Annotated in this window: 8 protein-coding genes; 3 read left to right on the top strand and 5 right to left on the bottom strand. The window is 62.7% G+C overall.

Annotated elements, in window-relative coordinates; all coding sequences use genetic code 11:
* Window positions 1-114 precede the first annotated feature (114 nt).
* Window positions 115-951 carry a phosphoribosylformylglycinamidine synthase subunit PurQ gene (gene purQ, locus QW379_07955; GenBank protein MEM2870333.1) on the top strand — a complete coding sequence of 279 codons (837 nt, stop codon included), beginning with the start codon at window positions 115-117 and terminating at the stop codon, window positions 949-951.
* A 22-nt stretch (window positions 952-973) separates the two neighbouring features.
* Here the strand turns inward: purQ and QW379_07950 are convergent, their stop codons facing one another.
* Window positions 974-4,909, bottom strand: a complete 3,936-nt coding sequence (locus QW379_07950; GenBank protein MEM2870332.1) for a hypothetical protein — start codon at window positions 4,907-4,909, stop codon at window positions 974-976.
* A gap of 170 nt (window positions 4,910-5,079) precedes the next feature.
* Window positions 5,080-6,453 carry a hypothetical protein gene (locus tag QW379_07945; protein ID MEM2870331.1) on the bottom strand — a complete coding sequence of 458 codons (1,374 nt, stop codon included), beginning with the start codon at window positions 6,451-6,453 and terminating at the stop codon, window positions 5,080-5,082.
* 53 nt (window positions 6,454-6,506) lie between these two features.
* On the opposite strand from QW379_07945, the gene QW379_07940 reads away from it, so the two are divergent.
* Complete coding sequence (locus tag QW379_07940; protein ID MEM2870330.1) at window positions 6,507-10,370, top strand: tetratricopeptide repeat protein; 3,864 nt, start codon at window positions 6,507-6,509, stop codon at window positions 10,368-10,370.
* A 4-nt stretch (window positions 10,371-10,374) separates the two neighbouring features.
* On the opposite strand, the gene QW379_07935 is transcribed toward QW379_07940, so the two are convergent.
* Complete coding sequence (locus QW379_07935; GenBank protein ID MEM2870329.1) at window positions 10,375-13,119, bottom strand: valine--tRNA ligase; 2,745 nt, start codon at window positions 13,117-13,119, stop codon at window positions 10,375-10,377.
* A gap of 33 nt (window positions 13,120-13,152) precedes the next feature.
* Window positions 13,153-14,076 (bottom strand): MBL fold metallo-hydrolase, encoded by a 924-nt coding sequence (locus QW379_07930; GenBank protein MEM2870328.1) that lies wholly within the window; start codon window positions 14,074-14,076, stop codon window positions 13,153-13,155.
* A gap of 117 nt (window positions 14,077-14,193) precedes the next feature.
* Between QW379_07930 and QW379_07925 the strand changes: the two genes are divergently transcribed.
* Window positions 14,194-14,760: a hypothetical protein gene (locus QW379_07925; protein ID MEM2870327.1), complete on the top strand. Its 567-nt coding sequence runs from the start codon at window positions 14,194-14,196 to the stop codon at window positions 14,758-14,760.
* Between the two features lie 62 nt (window positions 14,761-14,822).
* On the opposite strand, the gene QW379_07920 is transcribed toward QW379_07925, so the two are convergent.
* On the bottom strand, window positions 14,823-15,406 hold a 584-nt coding region (locus QW379_07920; GenBank protein ID MEM2870326.1), incomplete at its 5' end, for a hypothetical protein.

The following is a 15,406-nucleotide window of genomic DNA, read 5'->3' as shown; positions in this document are numbered from 1 at the left end:
GCTTATAATATTATGTATATAAAAAATTGTCCCGGCGGCACCGGACCCTGCGGGCCCTGCCAACGGGCCCCGACCCGCGCAACCTATTTCAGCCCCAAGCGGCATCCACCCGGCGTGAAGCGGGAGGACGTGAGGGTCTGCGTCCTGCGCATCGAGGGCACCAACTGCGAGCAAGAGATGCACGATTGCTTCAAAAGGCTCGGCGCCCGGCCCGAGCTGGTTCACCTGAAGCAGCTGCTGGGGCAGGACGTCTCGACAGAGGAGAAGAGGGACCTGATGGATTACCACTGCCTGATGATTCCGGGGGGCTTCTCCAGCGGCGACTATGTTCGCGCTGGGGCGATTCTGGCGGCAAGGATGAAGAGCGCCCTCCGGTACCGGCTCGTGGAGTTCGTGGAGAGGGGCTACCCCGTCGGGGGCATATGCAACGGCTTTCAGGTGCTGGTCGAGCTGGGGATGCTGCCCGGCTTCGGCTCCGTGATTACCGAGGCCCCCGAGGCCGCGCTTGCGACCAACGAGTCCGGGAGGTTCGAGTGCAGGCCGACATACCTCAGGCACGAGAGTGACGGGAGGTGCGTGTTCACCCGGAGAATTCCGAAGGGGAAGATAGTCCAGATTCCCTGCGCCCACGCCGAGGGCAAGTTTCTCTTCCCGCTGGAGAGGCAGGAGGAGCTGATGGGGAGGCTTGAGGAGGAGGGGCGGGTGGTCTTTAGATACGTGGACCCGGAGGGCAATCCGGCCGGATACCCCTGGAACCCCAACGGCTCGCCGGGCAACATTGCCGGAATATGCAACAGAAAGGGCAATGTATTTGGCATGATGCCTCACCCCGAGAGAGTCTTTTACAGATTCCAGAACCCGGACTGGACCCGCAGGGGCGGGCCGGGGGGCGCGGGCGACGGGAGGGCGATATTCGAATCGGTGCTGGACTATATCTGCACAAATTTCTAAAGAGAGGGCCGGTGAACTCCCTTCAACTCGGCCGTCCATGCCTCCGATTGATGGTGGCGAGAGCCATCGCGGAGGCGAGGGTAGCGGGGGCGAGATACGCTGGTTCGGGAATGAATCTCGGCCCGCGGGGTGTCGCTGCGGGGACGGAGGTCACGGTCACGGCCTCGGACGAGGCGAGTTCTGTGCCATTCTCGTCTCTCAGCGCGATGTAGAATCTATAGGTCCGCTTCTCGGTGGTCGAGAGGCCGGTCACCGTGTAGTTGCACCGGTCGAAGCCCTTGAAGAGCTTCAGGAGTTCCCACGATCCGCCCTGGTCCCAGTATAGCGCCAGCTCACCCCTCTCGGGAAACCTGCCCGTCCAGGAGAGCAATACCCTGCCATCACTGGTCCGGTTCTTCGCGCTCGAGAGGGAGACCCAGTAGACCGGGTTCGGTCCGGGTGGCATCTCCCCCGGGCCCAGAACCGTTATTCGTACGGAGGCCTGCGCCGTGTTCCCATCGGAATCGGTCGCCACGACCGTGATGGTGTGCACACCAGCAGGAAGGGCGACGAGGAGCCTCTGGCCCGTGCCCAGCGCTCCCGAGGCGCTCGACGACCATTTTATCGTTTTGCCGGTGAGGGGCCCGTCGTCGGGGTCGTACGCGAACGCCACGAGCGAAATCAGGTCGCCGGTCTCGAAGGGCCCCGCGGCCGGCTCAGGGCGCTGCAGGAAGACGGCGGGTGGCCTCCCCGGCAGCGAAACGGGGGGAGACTCCGCCCTCACCGTATTGAACCCGTCTGATGCGAGCACCCGGAACTCGCCGGCACCTCCCCGGAGGCCGCTGGTGTTCACGATGAGCGAGGTGCCCTTCAGGCCGCTGGCCAGGGTGAGCCACAGACCCCCGGAAGGGCGCCAGAGAACCGCGAAGGTCAGGTTGTCTCCGTCAGGGTCGCTCGCGCTCCAGGAGATGTTGACGTCCCCCGAAATCGCGCCCGCGGGGCTCAGGACGGTCAGGGTTGGCGGCGATGGGCTTCGATTGATTCGGGATATCTCACTCGCCCCGTCCATCAGAACCACGGCGGAGAGCCCCTCGGGCCAGGCCGCTCTAAAGGCGAAGTACCGACGGCCGCTGCCCAGCTCAAGGGGCTCCAGGGCATAGCTCAACAGGGGCGACCCGGCCGCGTCGAGCATGAGAACGGTGACATTTCCGGGTGGCAGCTGGCCGGGCTCGGGCGGGCGGTTGATGGAGAATAGTGGCTGGAGCCCGCCACCGGGCCCCAGGAATCCTGAGACGAGCAGCGAGCGGTTTTCAGAGCCCCCGCCCTGACGGCCGCCCGGGGCGGTGGTCAGAGCCCTCAGAACCACGGAGTAGTCCTTCAAACGCACCCAGGAAATGTCGCAGTTCACCGGACGCTCCCGGAGGATGTTGTTGAGCATGTGGGCGGGGGTCTCGTAGAACGACATGGGCTCGTGGAGGCTCACATCATACCCGATGATGTCGTGAGTGGTCTCGGAGTGGTCCAGTCCGTAAGAGTGCAGAAGCTCATGGGCGCAGTCGGTCGTCTGGACTTTCCAGTTTGCCGGAATGGGCTCCTCCACCAGCACAGCCGTCCAGGTCTTCCACTCGTAGAGGCCCCGAGTCCCGTCCCAGCCCTGCCCCTCGTTAAGCCAGTCGTAGGGGACGACACCGACATACCGCTCGTAGTCCGAGAGGAGGCAATCGTAGTGGAGAGCGCTCAGCTCCTCGACATGCGCGCTCAGGCCGTTCATCCAGGGGTCCAGAGGGGAGTAACCGAAGGCGGATGTGATGGTCGGGTTGGTCCAGGCCACCGGAAAGACCTTCTCAACGTAAGAGTCCCAGCCGCTTGTGAAATTGATGATCTCCTGGGTCTGGTTGAGGGAGTAGTTGCCGACCCTGATGGGGACATAATATATATTGTACCCGAGCCTCTTGGACGGCAGGACCCTCGTGACCGTGCTGTTAGAGAATCTTTTCAATTCCTGCGTGTGCTGCGTCAGCGGCTCGACGATGGCCTCCACGGTGTGCTTTCCGGCCACGCGATAGAATGAGAACTCTCCGAGCTCACTGTCGAAGTCCGTCGAGGCCCTGCCCGCCGCCAGCTCCCTCGGGCTGAGGCTCCACATGGGTCTCAACAGCGCGGACTGCCTGCAGGATTGGTCGACGCCGTCAACCCGGAGCCTGACCGAGGCGGTGACGTTGGCGACATCGCACTGGTCGGCGGGCCACTCAGGGAAGACGCGAACAACCGTCGGTTTGTGCTGGACGAGGTCACAGCCCTCGACCACCTGTACAGGGACGACCCGCAGTGTGATGTTTGGCATAGTCAGGAAAGAGAAGTTGTAGTCGCTTCCCAGCGCCACGCCAAGGGTGCTCTGGATGCTCTTCGAGACGGTGACGTGGATGCGCTTCCCCTCTGGCAGCTCTCCGGCGGGCTCGAACCTCGCGGTGAACCGGGCCGGGTCGTATGACGTCAGCCCATCAATATCGACGCGCTCCGTTCTTTCTATATTTTTGTAGTAGTAGGCTTTGATGCAGCCCTCCCGGACCGTGCTGGCGTTGGCCGCCATTGAGAACGCGATCGAGATGGATGGTCTGATGGTCTTGGAAAGGTCCGCCGGTAGGTTGATATCCCTGTCGGCCGGGTAGGTCGAGGCCACCCAGAACTTCCCTACGACCTGAACCCTGTGCACCAGGCCGGGAGCGCCTGGGGGGTCGTGGGCAGTGCTGTTGCCGGCGGTGGCCTTGATGTAGTAGACGAGCTCGCCCAGCTCCTTTTGAGCGGGTAGGCTCGCGCGGAAGCTGTACCGGTTTCCGCTCATGCCATCGGGGGACATCGGGACCGTTATGAACTCCGTGTCGAGCACACCGCGGTAAAAGAGCTCGACCGAGGGGGCGGTCTCGGAAAACACGTCCGCCGTCAGATTCCTCGCCTCATTGACGTTCATTGACTTCACGGGCGTGTGGATGATGGTCAGGGGCACCGGCGGAATCTGCTCCACCTGAGTAATGCTGTATGCTGATGCGAGCCACTCCTCGCTGCCGCTGAAGGACGAGCCTCCGAGAGCAGCCTCCACGAAGGAAGCCGGCATCACGGGAGAGAAAGTGACGCAGTTGGCGCAGTCCGCAGCCGCTATCACATAATATGCGGCGGGTTCGAATCTCGACAGGGAGAGGGCATAGGTGTACTGGGCATAGGTGAAGAACGCCGTGAGGTTGCCGCCGAAAGAGACGTTCCCCGTGGAGCCGGGGTCCGGGTCCAGGCCGGAGGACCAGGTGCGGTTCGCCTGCCAGCGCTTGGATATGTTCGAGTACTCGAACACGAGCACGTTTTTGATATAGCCATTGTCCCTGACCGTAAAGGATATGGGCAGACGATAATAGTCCCCCCAGGCTGGGTCCCATTCGATGATTTCCGGGCAGGAGTGGGCAATGGCCGGGCAGTCGTTCGTGGAGACGTCGAGCGTGAACCAGCCCGCAGCGTTTCCGTCCTTGACGAGGCCGGGGGGACCCAGCCAGGCGGTATATACAGCACTCTGCGGGGTGATGAAGCTGAATTTTAGTTTATAATTAATGGTCCGGTACTTGATGAAGCCAGTGTCGTAGACGCTCGTCAGCGGCCTGAACTCCAGACTCCATTTCTCGCCCGTCATGTTATACCAGAAGCTGCTCTGAGGTATTGTGAGATTCTGTATCTCGAGGGACAGCTCGTGGAGAGGGAACCCCTTGTCCACCTTGAATGTCCCGGACATCCTGATAATGTTTCCGTTATGCGCGGGAGGGGGTTCAGTGAAGGTGACGGTCATTGTATAGGTCCCGTACGAGTCACTGAAGTCGGTCGAGAAGGTCGCCCGGGGGCCCGCCGCATCAGAACCCCCGCTCCCCGCCCATTCTACGGAAATAACCGAGATGAGGTTCAGAAGCAGGACGGCCGCTATTATCCCTGTTTGTGCTCTCATGATTTTCAGAAGAGCCATCTACTAATATATTTTTTCCTGGAAACCTCCACTCTCATACCAAATCAGGAATCAACAGGACAGTTATTTGCGCGTTCTGCGCCCCTGCTCTCCAACTGCCCCGTGTCTCTCCACCCTTACTTCCTTCCTACCTTTCCCCTCTCTCTTTCCCACTACGCTCCCAGGACCGACCTCACCAGCTCCGCGCCGTACTCGGCCATCTCCGCCGCCTTCTCATCGCTCTCCGCCTCGGCGAAGACGCGCGCGAGGGGCTCGGTCCCGCTCAGCCTGATGAGCAGCCATGAGCCGTCTTTGTATATGACCTTGAGGCCGTCGAGGTCGAGGGTTCTGTCCACGTCCTCGAACGGGTGGGAGTCGAGGAGCTTCCGCACCTCCGGGTAGATTCGCGGCTTCTCGCTCTCCGGGCAGGGAAGCTTCAGCTTGTGCTGCGGTCTCGGGGGGAACTCAGCCGCCAGCTCGGAGGGCTTCTTCCCGCTCGTGGCCATTATCTCCAGCATCTTGAGCGTGGCGAGAATTCCGTCGCACCAGAACTCGTCCCTGACAAAGTAGTACTTGCCCGACTCCTCATAGGAGAAGACCGCCCCGTGCTGCTTTATCGCCTCCATCGTGGGGGGCTGACCGACGCGGCAATAGTGCAGCTCCACCCCAGCCTCCCTACAGACCCTCTCAATCATAGTAGAGGAATTGATTGGTACGACCACCGGCCCCTTCCTCTTTGCCAGCACGTATTTTGCGAATATGCAACCGGTGACGTCCTCCGGAATCGGCCGCGCTCGCTCGTCCAAAAAAACAACCCTGTCCGCGTCCATGTCCGTCGCCGCGGAGAGCTCCGCTCCGGCCTCCCCAGCCCTCTTGATAGTTCCACCGAGTGTCGACGCCCGGGGCTCCGGGTCCCTGTCTGGGACGGGCTTCGGCTCCTGATTGATCGCGATGACGTCGCAGGAGAGTTCCCTAAGAAGGCGGGGAAGCACGGCCCCAGCTGTGCCGTTGCCGGTGTCCACGAGGACCCTGAATCTCGCTAGCGATATCGCCCTCCTGTTCACCATCCTCCCCACCCTGCCCATGTACCTCTCCAGGGGCCTGTCGGCCGGCCTGAGCGTGCCCACCCTGTCGAATGGGACGGGAACCCAGCCCCTGCTGGCCCTCAGCTCCTCGACCCTGTCGGTGAATGAGTGCGGGGCGTAGGCGCCCTCCGAGTTCAGGAGAATCAGGCCTATCCTCTCCGGTGGCATGTGGGACCCCGTGACGAGAACACCGCCGTCCAGCCCCTCGCTGACTATGTGGGAGGCCAGTGCCGGCATCGGCACGACGCCGCAGTCCCTGACGCTGACTCCGCACGAGGTCAGGCCAGCGGCGGCGGCGAGGGAGAGCATCTGCGCGCCGTGGCGCGTGTCCCTCCCGAGCGCGACTTCCTTCCCGGTGCCGAGAATGGTGCCAAAGGACCGGGCCAGCTCCAGAGCGAGCTCGGGTGTCATCTCGGAATTGGTCAGACCACGGACGCCGGAGGTCCCGAACAGGCGCGCCATGCTGACCGTATCGTGTGGTTAAACTTTAATCCTTGCGCGTCGCTACGTGATACGTGTCCGAGCCCCGGCCCCCGGAGAGCGAAGCCGACGGCCGCCTGTCTTCCATGCCGAGGGAGAGGTTCTTCGAGGCCCTCATAGCGCTTTTCGAGGCGCTCGAATTCGAGCTGAGGGATGCCCGCGTCACTGGCGAGGTTCTTCGGATATCGGCCGCGCTTGGGGAGAGGGAGTTCTTGATAATGGCCCGCCATGGCGAAGGTATTCTCGAGGAGCTTCAGGAGTTGCAGGCATCGCTCGGAGGGTTGCAGGGCGTCTACGCCGCAATCGACAACTTCGACGAAAAAACAAGGGAGGAGTGGGCGGCGAGGGGCGTCGAGCTTCTGGACGCCTCCGACCTGACTAGAGGCATCGAGTCCTTCAAGGTGCTCGATAGGCTCGAGAAAATGGAGGGAGAGATAGAGGCGCTCGTCAGCGCTCCACCCACCGAGACTCGCACGGCGGCTAAAATTCTGACACCAGAGGCCGCGGCGGAGGAGCTTGCCCCGGCGCTCCGGAAGCAGGTTCTGAAGGCCATTAGGCTAGCGCGCGAGCAGATTACGCTTGGCGACCACAGGCGCGCCATCCAGCACTGGGACCAGGTGCTGGAGCTCTGCCCGGATATTAAAGGAGTGTGGTTCGAGAAGGGGAACTCCCTACATGCCCTCGGGGACCGCCACGGAGCCATTCGTGCCTACAACACCGAGCTCAGGGTCAGCCCGGACGCGGCGGAGGTGTGGTACAACAAGGGAGTGGTCTACGGGGAGATGGGCAACGGCGAGAAGGAGCTCGAGAGCTACCTGCGCGCAGTCGAGCTCGACCCCAGACACGAAAAGGCCCTGAACAACCTAGGCGTGGCCCACCTACAGGCGGGAAGGTACGAGGAGGCCCTGAAGGTGTACGAGAGGCTGCTGGCGCTCAACCCCTCCTCCGCCAAGGCCCACAACAACCGGGGTGCCGTGCTGAGGGCGATGGGCCGGCTCCAAGAGGCCCTGGAGGCCTTCAACCGGGCCCTAGAGCTTGGCCGCGAGCGGGAGGTTGCGCTGCACAACAAGGCCGAGGTCCTCTCCCAGCTCGGGAGGCACAGGGAGGCCGCGGAGGCCTACGAGGCCCTGCTGGGGCAGGGCCGTGTGGACGAGGTGGTCTGGTATTCCTATGGGAGGGAGCTGGAGGAGCTCGGCAGGAGGGGCGAGGCGCGGAGGGCATATGGCGAGGCAGTCAGAATCAACCCCAATTTCCCGGACGCCTGGGCCAGGATGGACGCCCTCGTCGAGCCTTCGAGGGTGGGTGCCGCGCTCGCCGAGTGCGAAAGAGAGCTCGCGACGAGACCGGAGGATCACCTCAGAATCTATGAGAAGGCTAGGCTGCTGCGAAGGGCGGGGAGGGCGAGGGAGGCGCTGGAGTCGCTGAAAAAGGTCGTCGAGCTCAACCCCTACTTCGCGGTCGCTTGGCACGACATCGGGAGCATCCTTTACACACTTGGCAGGCCCGCGGAGGCGGCGGAGGCGCTGGAGAAGGCGACGGAGTTCGAGCCATCGAGCGAGGCTGGCTGGAGGGACAGGGGAAACGCCTACTTCCTTCTCGGGAGGTATTCCGAGGCGGTCGCCTGCTACGAGAACGTGAAGAGTCTGAGCGATGAGTTCGCGGAGGTCTGGCTGAACAAGGGCAAGGCCCTCTCGAGGCTCGGCAGGGACGAGGAGGCGCTTGCCTCTTTCGAGAAAGCCCTCTCTGTGAGGCCGGACCACGCCGAGCTCTGGCTCAACATAGCCCTCACGAAAAAGAGGCTGGGAAGGCACATCGAAGCGCTGGAGGCGCTCGACAGGGCGATTCAGATAAAGGTTGATTACCACGAGGCCTGGTACGAGAAGGGCAACCTTCTCTCCGAGATGGAGCGCTTCGAAGAGGCGGTCCCGTGCTTCGACAGGGCGATGGACCTGAACCCCGGGAGCGAGGAGGCCTGGTGCGCGCGCGGCAACGCGCTCCATGTGCTGGGGAGGACCGACGAGGCCATTGAGTGCTATGACAAGGCGCTCCAGCTGAACGAGAACTTTGTTGAGGCCTGGTTCAGGAAGGGGAATGCGCTGAGCTGGGCGGGGAAGAGCGCTGAGGCGTTGGAGTGCTACTCAAAGGTGTTGGAGAAGGACCCCCTGCACGCCGAGGCCTGGAACTGGAGGGGCACAGTGCTCTTCAACATCGGCGACAGGGAGGGGGCGAAGGAGGCCTTCAGGAAGGCGCTGGAGCTGAACCCCCACGACGCGAAGGCCTGGAGCAATCTGGGTAGCATCCTGAACGCGGAGGGGGACTATGCAAAGGCCTTGGAGGCCTTCGAGAGGGCCTTGGAGGCGGAGCCCGGCTTCGTCCACGCGCTCGTCGGAAAGGGCAACGCGCTGTTCGGCCTGAATAGGCCTGAGGAGGCCATCCGAAGCTACGACAGGGCATCCCAGCTAGACCCCAATTATCTCGAGTCTCTGCGGAGCAAGGAAGCCGTGCTCGCGAGCATAGGCCAGCTCGAGGAGGTTGTGAAGGTCTGCGACGAGGAAATAAAGAGGGCGCCCCGGGACTGGGGGGCGTGGGAGAGGAGAGCGGACGCGCTCAGCAGGCTCGGCAAGTACAACGAGGCAATTGAGTCCTACAGAGCGTCGCTGCAGCTCCACCCAGACAACCCCGCGGCCTGGAGCCAGCTCGGCGAGCTCCTGCACGGGCTCGGGCGGCACTCCGAGGCCCTAGAGGCCTATGACAGGGCCCTCGAGTATGCTCCCGAGAACGCCGCTGTCATGAATAACCGGGGTACCGTTCTCTTCGCCCTCGGAAGGTTTGAGGAGGCCCTGAAGGCCTTCGAAAGCTCTCTCGAGTGGAACTCGAGGGCTCCATCGGTCTGGAACAACAAGGGCAATCTGCTCGCGAGAATGAAGAAGCTCAAGGAGGCCGTGGACTGCTACGAGCGCTCTCTCGAGCTCGAGCCTGGCGACCCGGAGGTCTGGAGGGCGCTGGGGAGCGCGCTGGGGGCCCTGCACAGGTACGAAGAGGCCCTTGAGGCCTTCGACCGCGCCCTGCGGTTGAAGGAGAGCGAGAGCTACTGGGAGGGGAAGGGCAATATTTTCCGCGAGATGGGAGACCTTGAGAACGCGCGCGATTGCTACGACCAAGCGCTCAGAATCAATCCCAAATCGGCCCGCGCCTGGAACAACAAAGGAGCGGTTCAGCTGATGGTGGGCGACCTGCAGGGGGCGGAGCAGAGTTTCGCAAGGGCAACGGCTATAGACCCCGGCTACGCCGTGCCCTGGAACAACCGCGGCGTGACGCTCGAGAGGCAGGGGAGGATAAAGGAGGCGGTCGAGTGCTATGAGAGGGCAGTGAAGACGGACCAGGGCTATGCCGAGGCCTGGTTCAATCTGGGCAATTCCCTTCACATCCTCGGTGACCTTGAGAGGGCAGTCGAGGCCTACCAACGCGCCCTCGCCAGCAACCCCGGCCTGACCTCTGCGCTCGTGAGGCAGGGTGAGGCGCTGAACGCAATGGGCAAGTCAGGGAAGGCGCTCGAGGCGTTCGAGGCCGCTCTGGGTATTGACGAGAAGAACCCGCAGGCCTGGCTCGGGAAGGGCAACGCCCTACTCGAGCTGGGGAGGAAGGGTGAGGCGATAAGGGCATTCGACAGAGTCCTGGTCCTCAAGCCCGACAGCGCCGAAGCGTGGTTCAAGAAGGGCCACATACTCGAGAGCATGAGGCACACGGTCAAGGCTCGTGAGTGCTATCGAAAGGCGATCGAGCTCGAGCCCGTCTACAAGGACGTTTTGGAGGCGAGGGAGAAGAAGAGGGAGCCTCCGGCCGCGCCCCGCCGCTCGATGGCCGGTGAGATACCGGAGCCGGAGGAGGGCGGAGAGTAGCGCCTCACACGCCCCCGGTCTTTTCCACCAAAACGGTGAGCGGCCCCACGTGCAGTGCCTCCACCCTCCGTCCGCCCGCGAAGGTGGCTCTCTCCAGTTTGACCATCTCCGGCGATACTGACACCCCCTTGCCGTCAGGGAGCTCGAGCTCCAGCCGGCCACCGGCAAGTGCCTCCGCCACCCGCGACGGCGGGAGGGCCTCGAGCGCCGATGCGACCGCCGCAGCATCGGCTTTGAAGAGAGGCCCCAGCCTCGACTTCACGGGAGTCACTCTCGTGACCTCCTCCCTCAGGTCTGGGGGGCGCTCGAGAACGACCTCCGTGGCCCGCAGAGTGCCTTTGATATCCTCCAGCGATTCTCTCAGCAGCTCGGCCCCGGGGCCGAAGGCGAACACCCTCCCCATCGGCTGCCTAAGCCCGATTCCCTTTTCCACCTTCCAAGCCCTCAGCCTTGCGATTACGTCTCGCACTAGGGCCCCGGCCCTCTCGGCGTCTGGGTCCCTCAGCACGGGCTCGGGCCATTTCGAGATGTGGATGCTCTTTTCCCCCTCGGCCTCCCTGAACCACCGCTCGAAGACCTCCTCAGTCACGTGCGGCATGAACGGCGCGAGCATCTTCGCGACCCCGAGGCCAATTGTATATAGGGTGTAGCGCATCGCCCCGTCGCTCCTGTGCTTGACCATCTCGATGTAGTGGTCTGCGAACTCGTGCCACAGAAAAGCCTCGAGCTCCCTCATAGCTTTGTCGAACTGGTACTCGTCCATGAGCGCCGTAACCCTCTCGACAATGCCGGAGTAGACCGAGAGAATCCAGCGGTCAACAGTCCTCAGGTCGTCAGGGCGCGCGGGCCTACCTGCTCCCTGAGGCCCTCCTCCACCTCTCCCTACCCCAACCCCATTCCCGCGAGCCTCATCCCCTCCACCGATGGCCATCCCAACGAACCTCTCCACGTTCCAAAGCTTCATCACCAATTTGCTCCCATGCACAACCTCCTTGGACTGGAACGCGTGGTCCATTCCAAGCGTGCAGGAAGCTGCGTAGTAGCGGAAGGCGTCGGCGCCGTACTTCTCTAATAGGGGTAATGGGTCTATTACATTTCCCTTCGAGGTGTGCATCGGCGTCCCGTCTGGGGCCATGATGAAGCCGTTGATGATGATCTCCCTCCACGGAATGCTGTCGAGGAGCAAGAGGTGGCGGTGAATCGTGTAGAAGGCCCAGGTCCTGATGATGTCGTGGCTCTGGGGCCTTAGGGACATGGGGAATAGCCTTTTGAACTTTGTTTCGTCCCTGCCCCAGAATGTGTTGTACAGGGGGGTGATGGAGCTGTCCATCCAAGTGTCGAAGACGTCCTCGCAGCCTTTCAGCTCCCCACCGCAACTCGGACATTTTTCCACTGGCGGTGGGGTGACGGTCGGGTCGACATAGCACTGCTCCGGTCTCGCGGGCACGGCCTCCCCACACTTTGTGCACTCCCATATGGGAATGGCGGTGGCGAAGTACCTCTGCCTCGATATGCACCAGTCCCAGGCCAGCGAGCGGGTCCAGTTCTCGAGCCTGACCTTCATGAACTCGGGATGCCAGCGGATGCTGTTCGACTTCTCCAAAATTTTGTCCTTGAAGTCTAGGGTCTTCAGAAACCACTGTGGCACGCTTAGGAACTCGACCGCGGTGTGGCAGCGCCAGCAGGTCCCGACGCTCTGAACCAGCTCCTCCTGTTTCACCAGGAGTCCCTCCTTCCTCAGCTCCTCAATGACCGCCTCCCGCGCCTCCCGAATTCCCATCCCCTCGAATTTCCCCGCCAGAGCGGTCATTTTTCCGTCCGCGTCTATCCCCTTCTCGATTGGGAGGCCGTACCTCTGCACCCACTCAAGGTCGTCCTTGTCGCCGATTGTGCAGACCATGACAACCCCTGTGCCAAATTCGGGGTCGACCTTACCGTCCTCCCTCACCGGGACCTTCTTGCCAAAAAGTGGTACGGTGAGGCTCGTCCCAGGCAGGTACCTGTACCTCTCATCCTCAGGATGCACTGCCACCATCTGACATGTGCACAGGAGCTCCGGGCGAGTGGTCGCCACGACCACCGTCCCTCCGTCCTCTGCGCCGAACTTAATATAGTTCAGCTTCGTCCTCCTCTCCTGATACTCCACGTCCGCGCTCGCGAGCGCGGTGCCGCAGTGGGGGCACCAGGTCACGGGGTGCTCCTTTTTATAAACCAGCCCCCTCCGGAGCATCTCGAGGAATGTCAGCTGGGTTATCCGCCTGTACTCCGGGCTGTCGGTCTGGTAGTAGATGCTGGGGTCCATCGAGTGACCCAGAATTCTGAACTGGCGCTTCATCTCCGCGATGTTCTCCGCAGCGAAGGCCGAGCAGAGCTCGATGAGCCTCTTTCTCGGAGTGTTCTTCCGGCTGACCCCGTACCTCTTCTCCGTCGATACCTCGATCGGCATCCCGTTGACGTCCGCGCAGAGCGGGAAAAAGACGTTGTAGCCCCTCTGCCTCTTGTACCGGGCGACGAAATCAATTTGTGTGTAGGAGGTGGCGTGGCCCAGGTGGAGCGCGGCGTTGGCGTATCGCGGGGGGTTGTCAATGCTGTACACCGGCTTCTCAGATGACCAGTCGAACCAGTAGATCCTCTCCCTCTCCCACCTCTCCTGCCACTTCGCCTCCACGGCCTTCACGTCGTAGTCGGAGTGGCTCTGCGCCTCCACTACCGTCCCGGATGCACTCTCGCCGGCCATCACTCTCTGCATCGCCAAAGCGCTCGGTGCTTAAGAAATTTCCCTTCAGCGGGCCACGAAGCGCGCCCCCCTTTTCTCCACCTCTCCCTCCTCAACGAGCTTCTCGAGATGCTTGACGACCATTGTCTCCTCCCAGAAGCTGTACGGGAGTCTGAGAGCGGCGGGCGAGCCGCCGTAGAAGGGGTGGCGAGCGAGAATCTCCGCCAGTGTCAGCGGGCTCTCGAGAAGGCTCAGGAGCCTCCTCTCCCTCCAGCGAATTTTGTCCCGGTACTTCCGGAGCCTCGAGACGATTCTCCGGCGGATGGGGGAACCGTGGGCGGGGACTAGGATATGGGGCCTCATAGCGATGATACGGTTTATGGACGATGCGAAGTCCTCCATCGAGGAGCAGGCATGGCCGTACCAGGGGCCGAAGTCGTCCGGAACTATGTCCGCGGAAAACAGGACGCGCGCCTCGCGCTGGAGGAACCCGCAGTGGCCGGGCGAGTGGCCGGGGAGGTGGACGACCTCCAGCTCGACGCCGCCGGCCTCGAAGACCTCACCTCCATCAAACGTGCCCACGCGCGGGCCCGGCGTGTGGGGTATGAAAGTGAGCGTGAAGCGCTTTATCAGCGCGGCGTCCCTCCTGCCCGCGAGCCCCATCATCCTGAAATAGACCCTCATCGAGTTGAGCATGGGGGCGTCCAGGAAGTGTGCCTTCACGGGCACATCTTTAAAAAGGTAGTTTCCCCAGGTGTGGTCCCTGTGATAGTGGCTGTTGAGGACCAGGCGGACCCCGAACCTCTTCTTAAGCGTGCGGAGCGGCCCGGGGCCCAGACCGGTGTCCACGAGAATTCCCCCCCTCCCCGAATCGCCCGGGACCAGAATCGAGTGGGCGTAGGGTATCCTGCCCTCCATGGGGGCGTGAACGAGCAGGAGCCCGGGAGCCAGCTCCTCGAGCCCCGGTCCGCCTCCCCGTCCATCGCGCATCGCTGGCGGGCAACGAGAGATGCTGGTATAAATCTTCGCGGGCCGGCACCCCGTAGCCCGATCTGATGGTACCTACCACGCGCTTCTTAAATACCCCGGCGACGAAAGGACCGGGTGGTGCAGGTGAGGGAAATGATGAACAGCTGGTACGTGCCGCCGCCGCCTCCGATATCCCGGAAGCAGCAGATGCTGGGCAAGTTTAATAGAGCGTGCGGGATGGCAGGAATCTGTCTGACCGCAGCGATGGCCGTGCTGGGAATCTTCCTGCCGCCTTTCCTTCTTGTGGTGGGCCCCGGTCTGATCAGCAGTATCGTATGCCTCACCAACCATGCGAGGCTGCGCAGCGTGCCCCTCCCGGGCCTCTCCTACGACCCGAAGCTGTATCCAAAGGACATCTGGAAGGTCTGGCTCGAGCAGTCCCGGAGACAGCAGACGCCCCAGCAGGCCTGGAGCCCGCCCCCGGCCCAGTCTACAGTCCAGCAGGCCCAGTACCCGCCTCAGTGTTATTACCCCTATTACTATTCACAATCCCCCCAGTCCTATCCCACCAGCCCCTCCTCCTGCCCCGCGCCGCAGGCTCCTGCGCCCCAGTATCCGCCCCAGTTACAGAACTCACCTCCTTCACCCTCTCCTCCGCAATCCCCGGCCCCAACCCAGCCTCCATTTCCGTCGATTCCCCGGTAGCCTGCCGAGGGCCTTAGGTAGTAGCTTGAAGAGTTGACTTCGTCTAAAAAATCCAGCAAAAATCACTGCCCCGGCGTATTCCCCTCGGCGCCACCCGGGCTCTTCGACTCCATCTTCTCCTCCGCCGCGGGAGCCTCGCTCTTTTCATCGGCTCCTTGCCCGGAGGAGTCCTCACTGGATTTCTGTTCAGAAGGGGCCGCATTTGCGACGCCCTCAGGTTGCGCGGCCTCTTCTGGCCGAACTTTCCTAGGCCTTCCTCTCTTCCTCTTCAGGGGCACTATCGAGGTTGCTGCGGCTGGCTGTGTCTGTGGAGCCTGTGCGGCTGCGCTCTGAGGCTGCGGGGGGGCTACAGCCACGGCCTGTGCCGGAGCCTCCTCTGGCCGAACTTTCCTAGGCCTTCCTCTCTTCCTCTTCAGGGGCACTATCGAGGTTGCTGCGGCTGGCTGTGTCTGTGGAGCCTGTGCGGCTGCGCTCTGAGGCTGCGGGGGGGCTACAGCCACGGCCTGTGCCGGAGCCTCCTCTGGCCGAACTTTCCTAGGCCTTCCTCTCTTCCTCTTCAGGGGCACTATCGAGGTTGCTGCGGCTGGCTGTGTCTGTGGAGCCTGTGCGGCTGCGCTCTGAGGCTGCGGGGCGGCTACAGCCACGG

Source organism: Thermoplasmata archaeon (genome assembly GCA_038851035.1).
In the GTDB taxonomy this organism is placed as follows: Archaea; Thermoplasmatota; DTKX01; order VGTL01; family VGTL01; genus JAWCLH01.
The sequence above is the reverse complement of the archived record's forward strand: the minus strand, read 5'-3'. Positions and strand labels throughout refer to the sequence as shown.

Coding starts and splice junctions, on each gene's coding strand:
- QW379_07950 (MEM2870332.1), bottom strand. CDS start 4,909: ATGAGAGCACAAACAGGGATAATAGCGGCCGTCCTGCTTCTGAACCTC.
- QW379_07945 (MEM2870331.1), bottom strand. CDS start 6,453: ATGGCGCGCCTGTTCGGGACCTCCGGCGTCCGTGGTCTGACCAATTCC.
- QW379_07935 (MEM2870329.1), bottom strand. CDS start 13,119: ATGCAGAGAGTGATGGCCGGCGAGAGTGCATCCGGGACGGTAGTGGAG.
- QW379_07930 (MEM2870328.1), bottom strand. CDS start 14,076: ATGCGCGATGGACGGGGAGGCGGACCGGGGCTCGAGGAGCTGGCTCCC.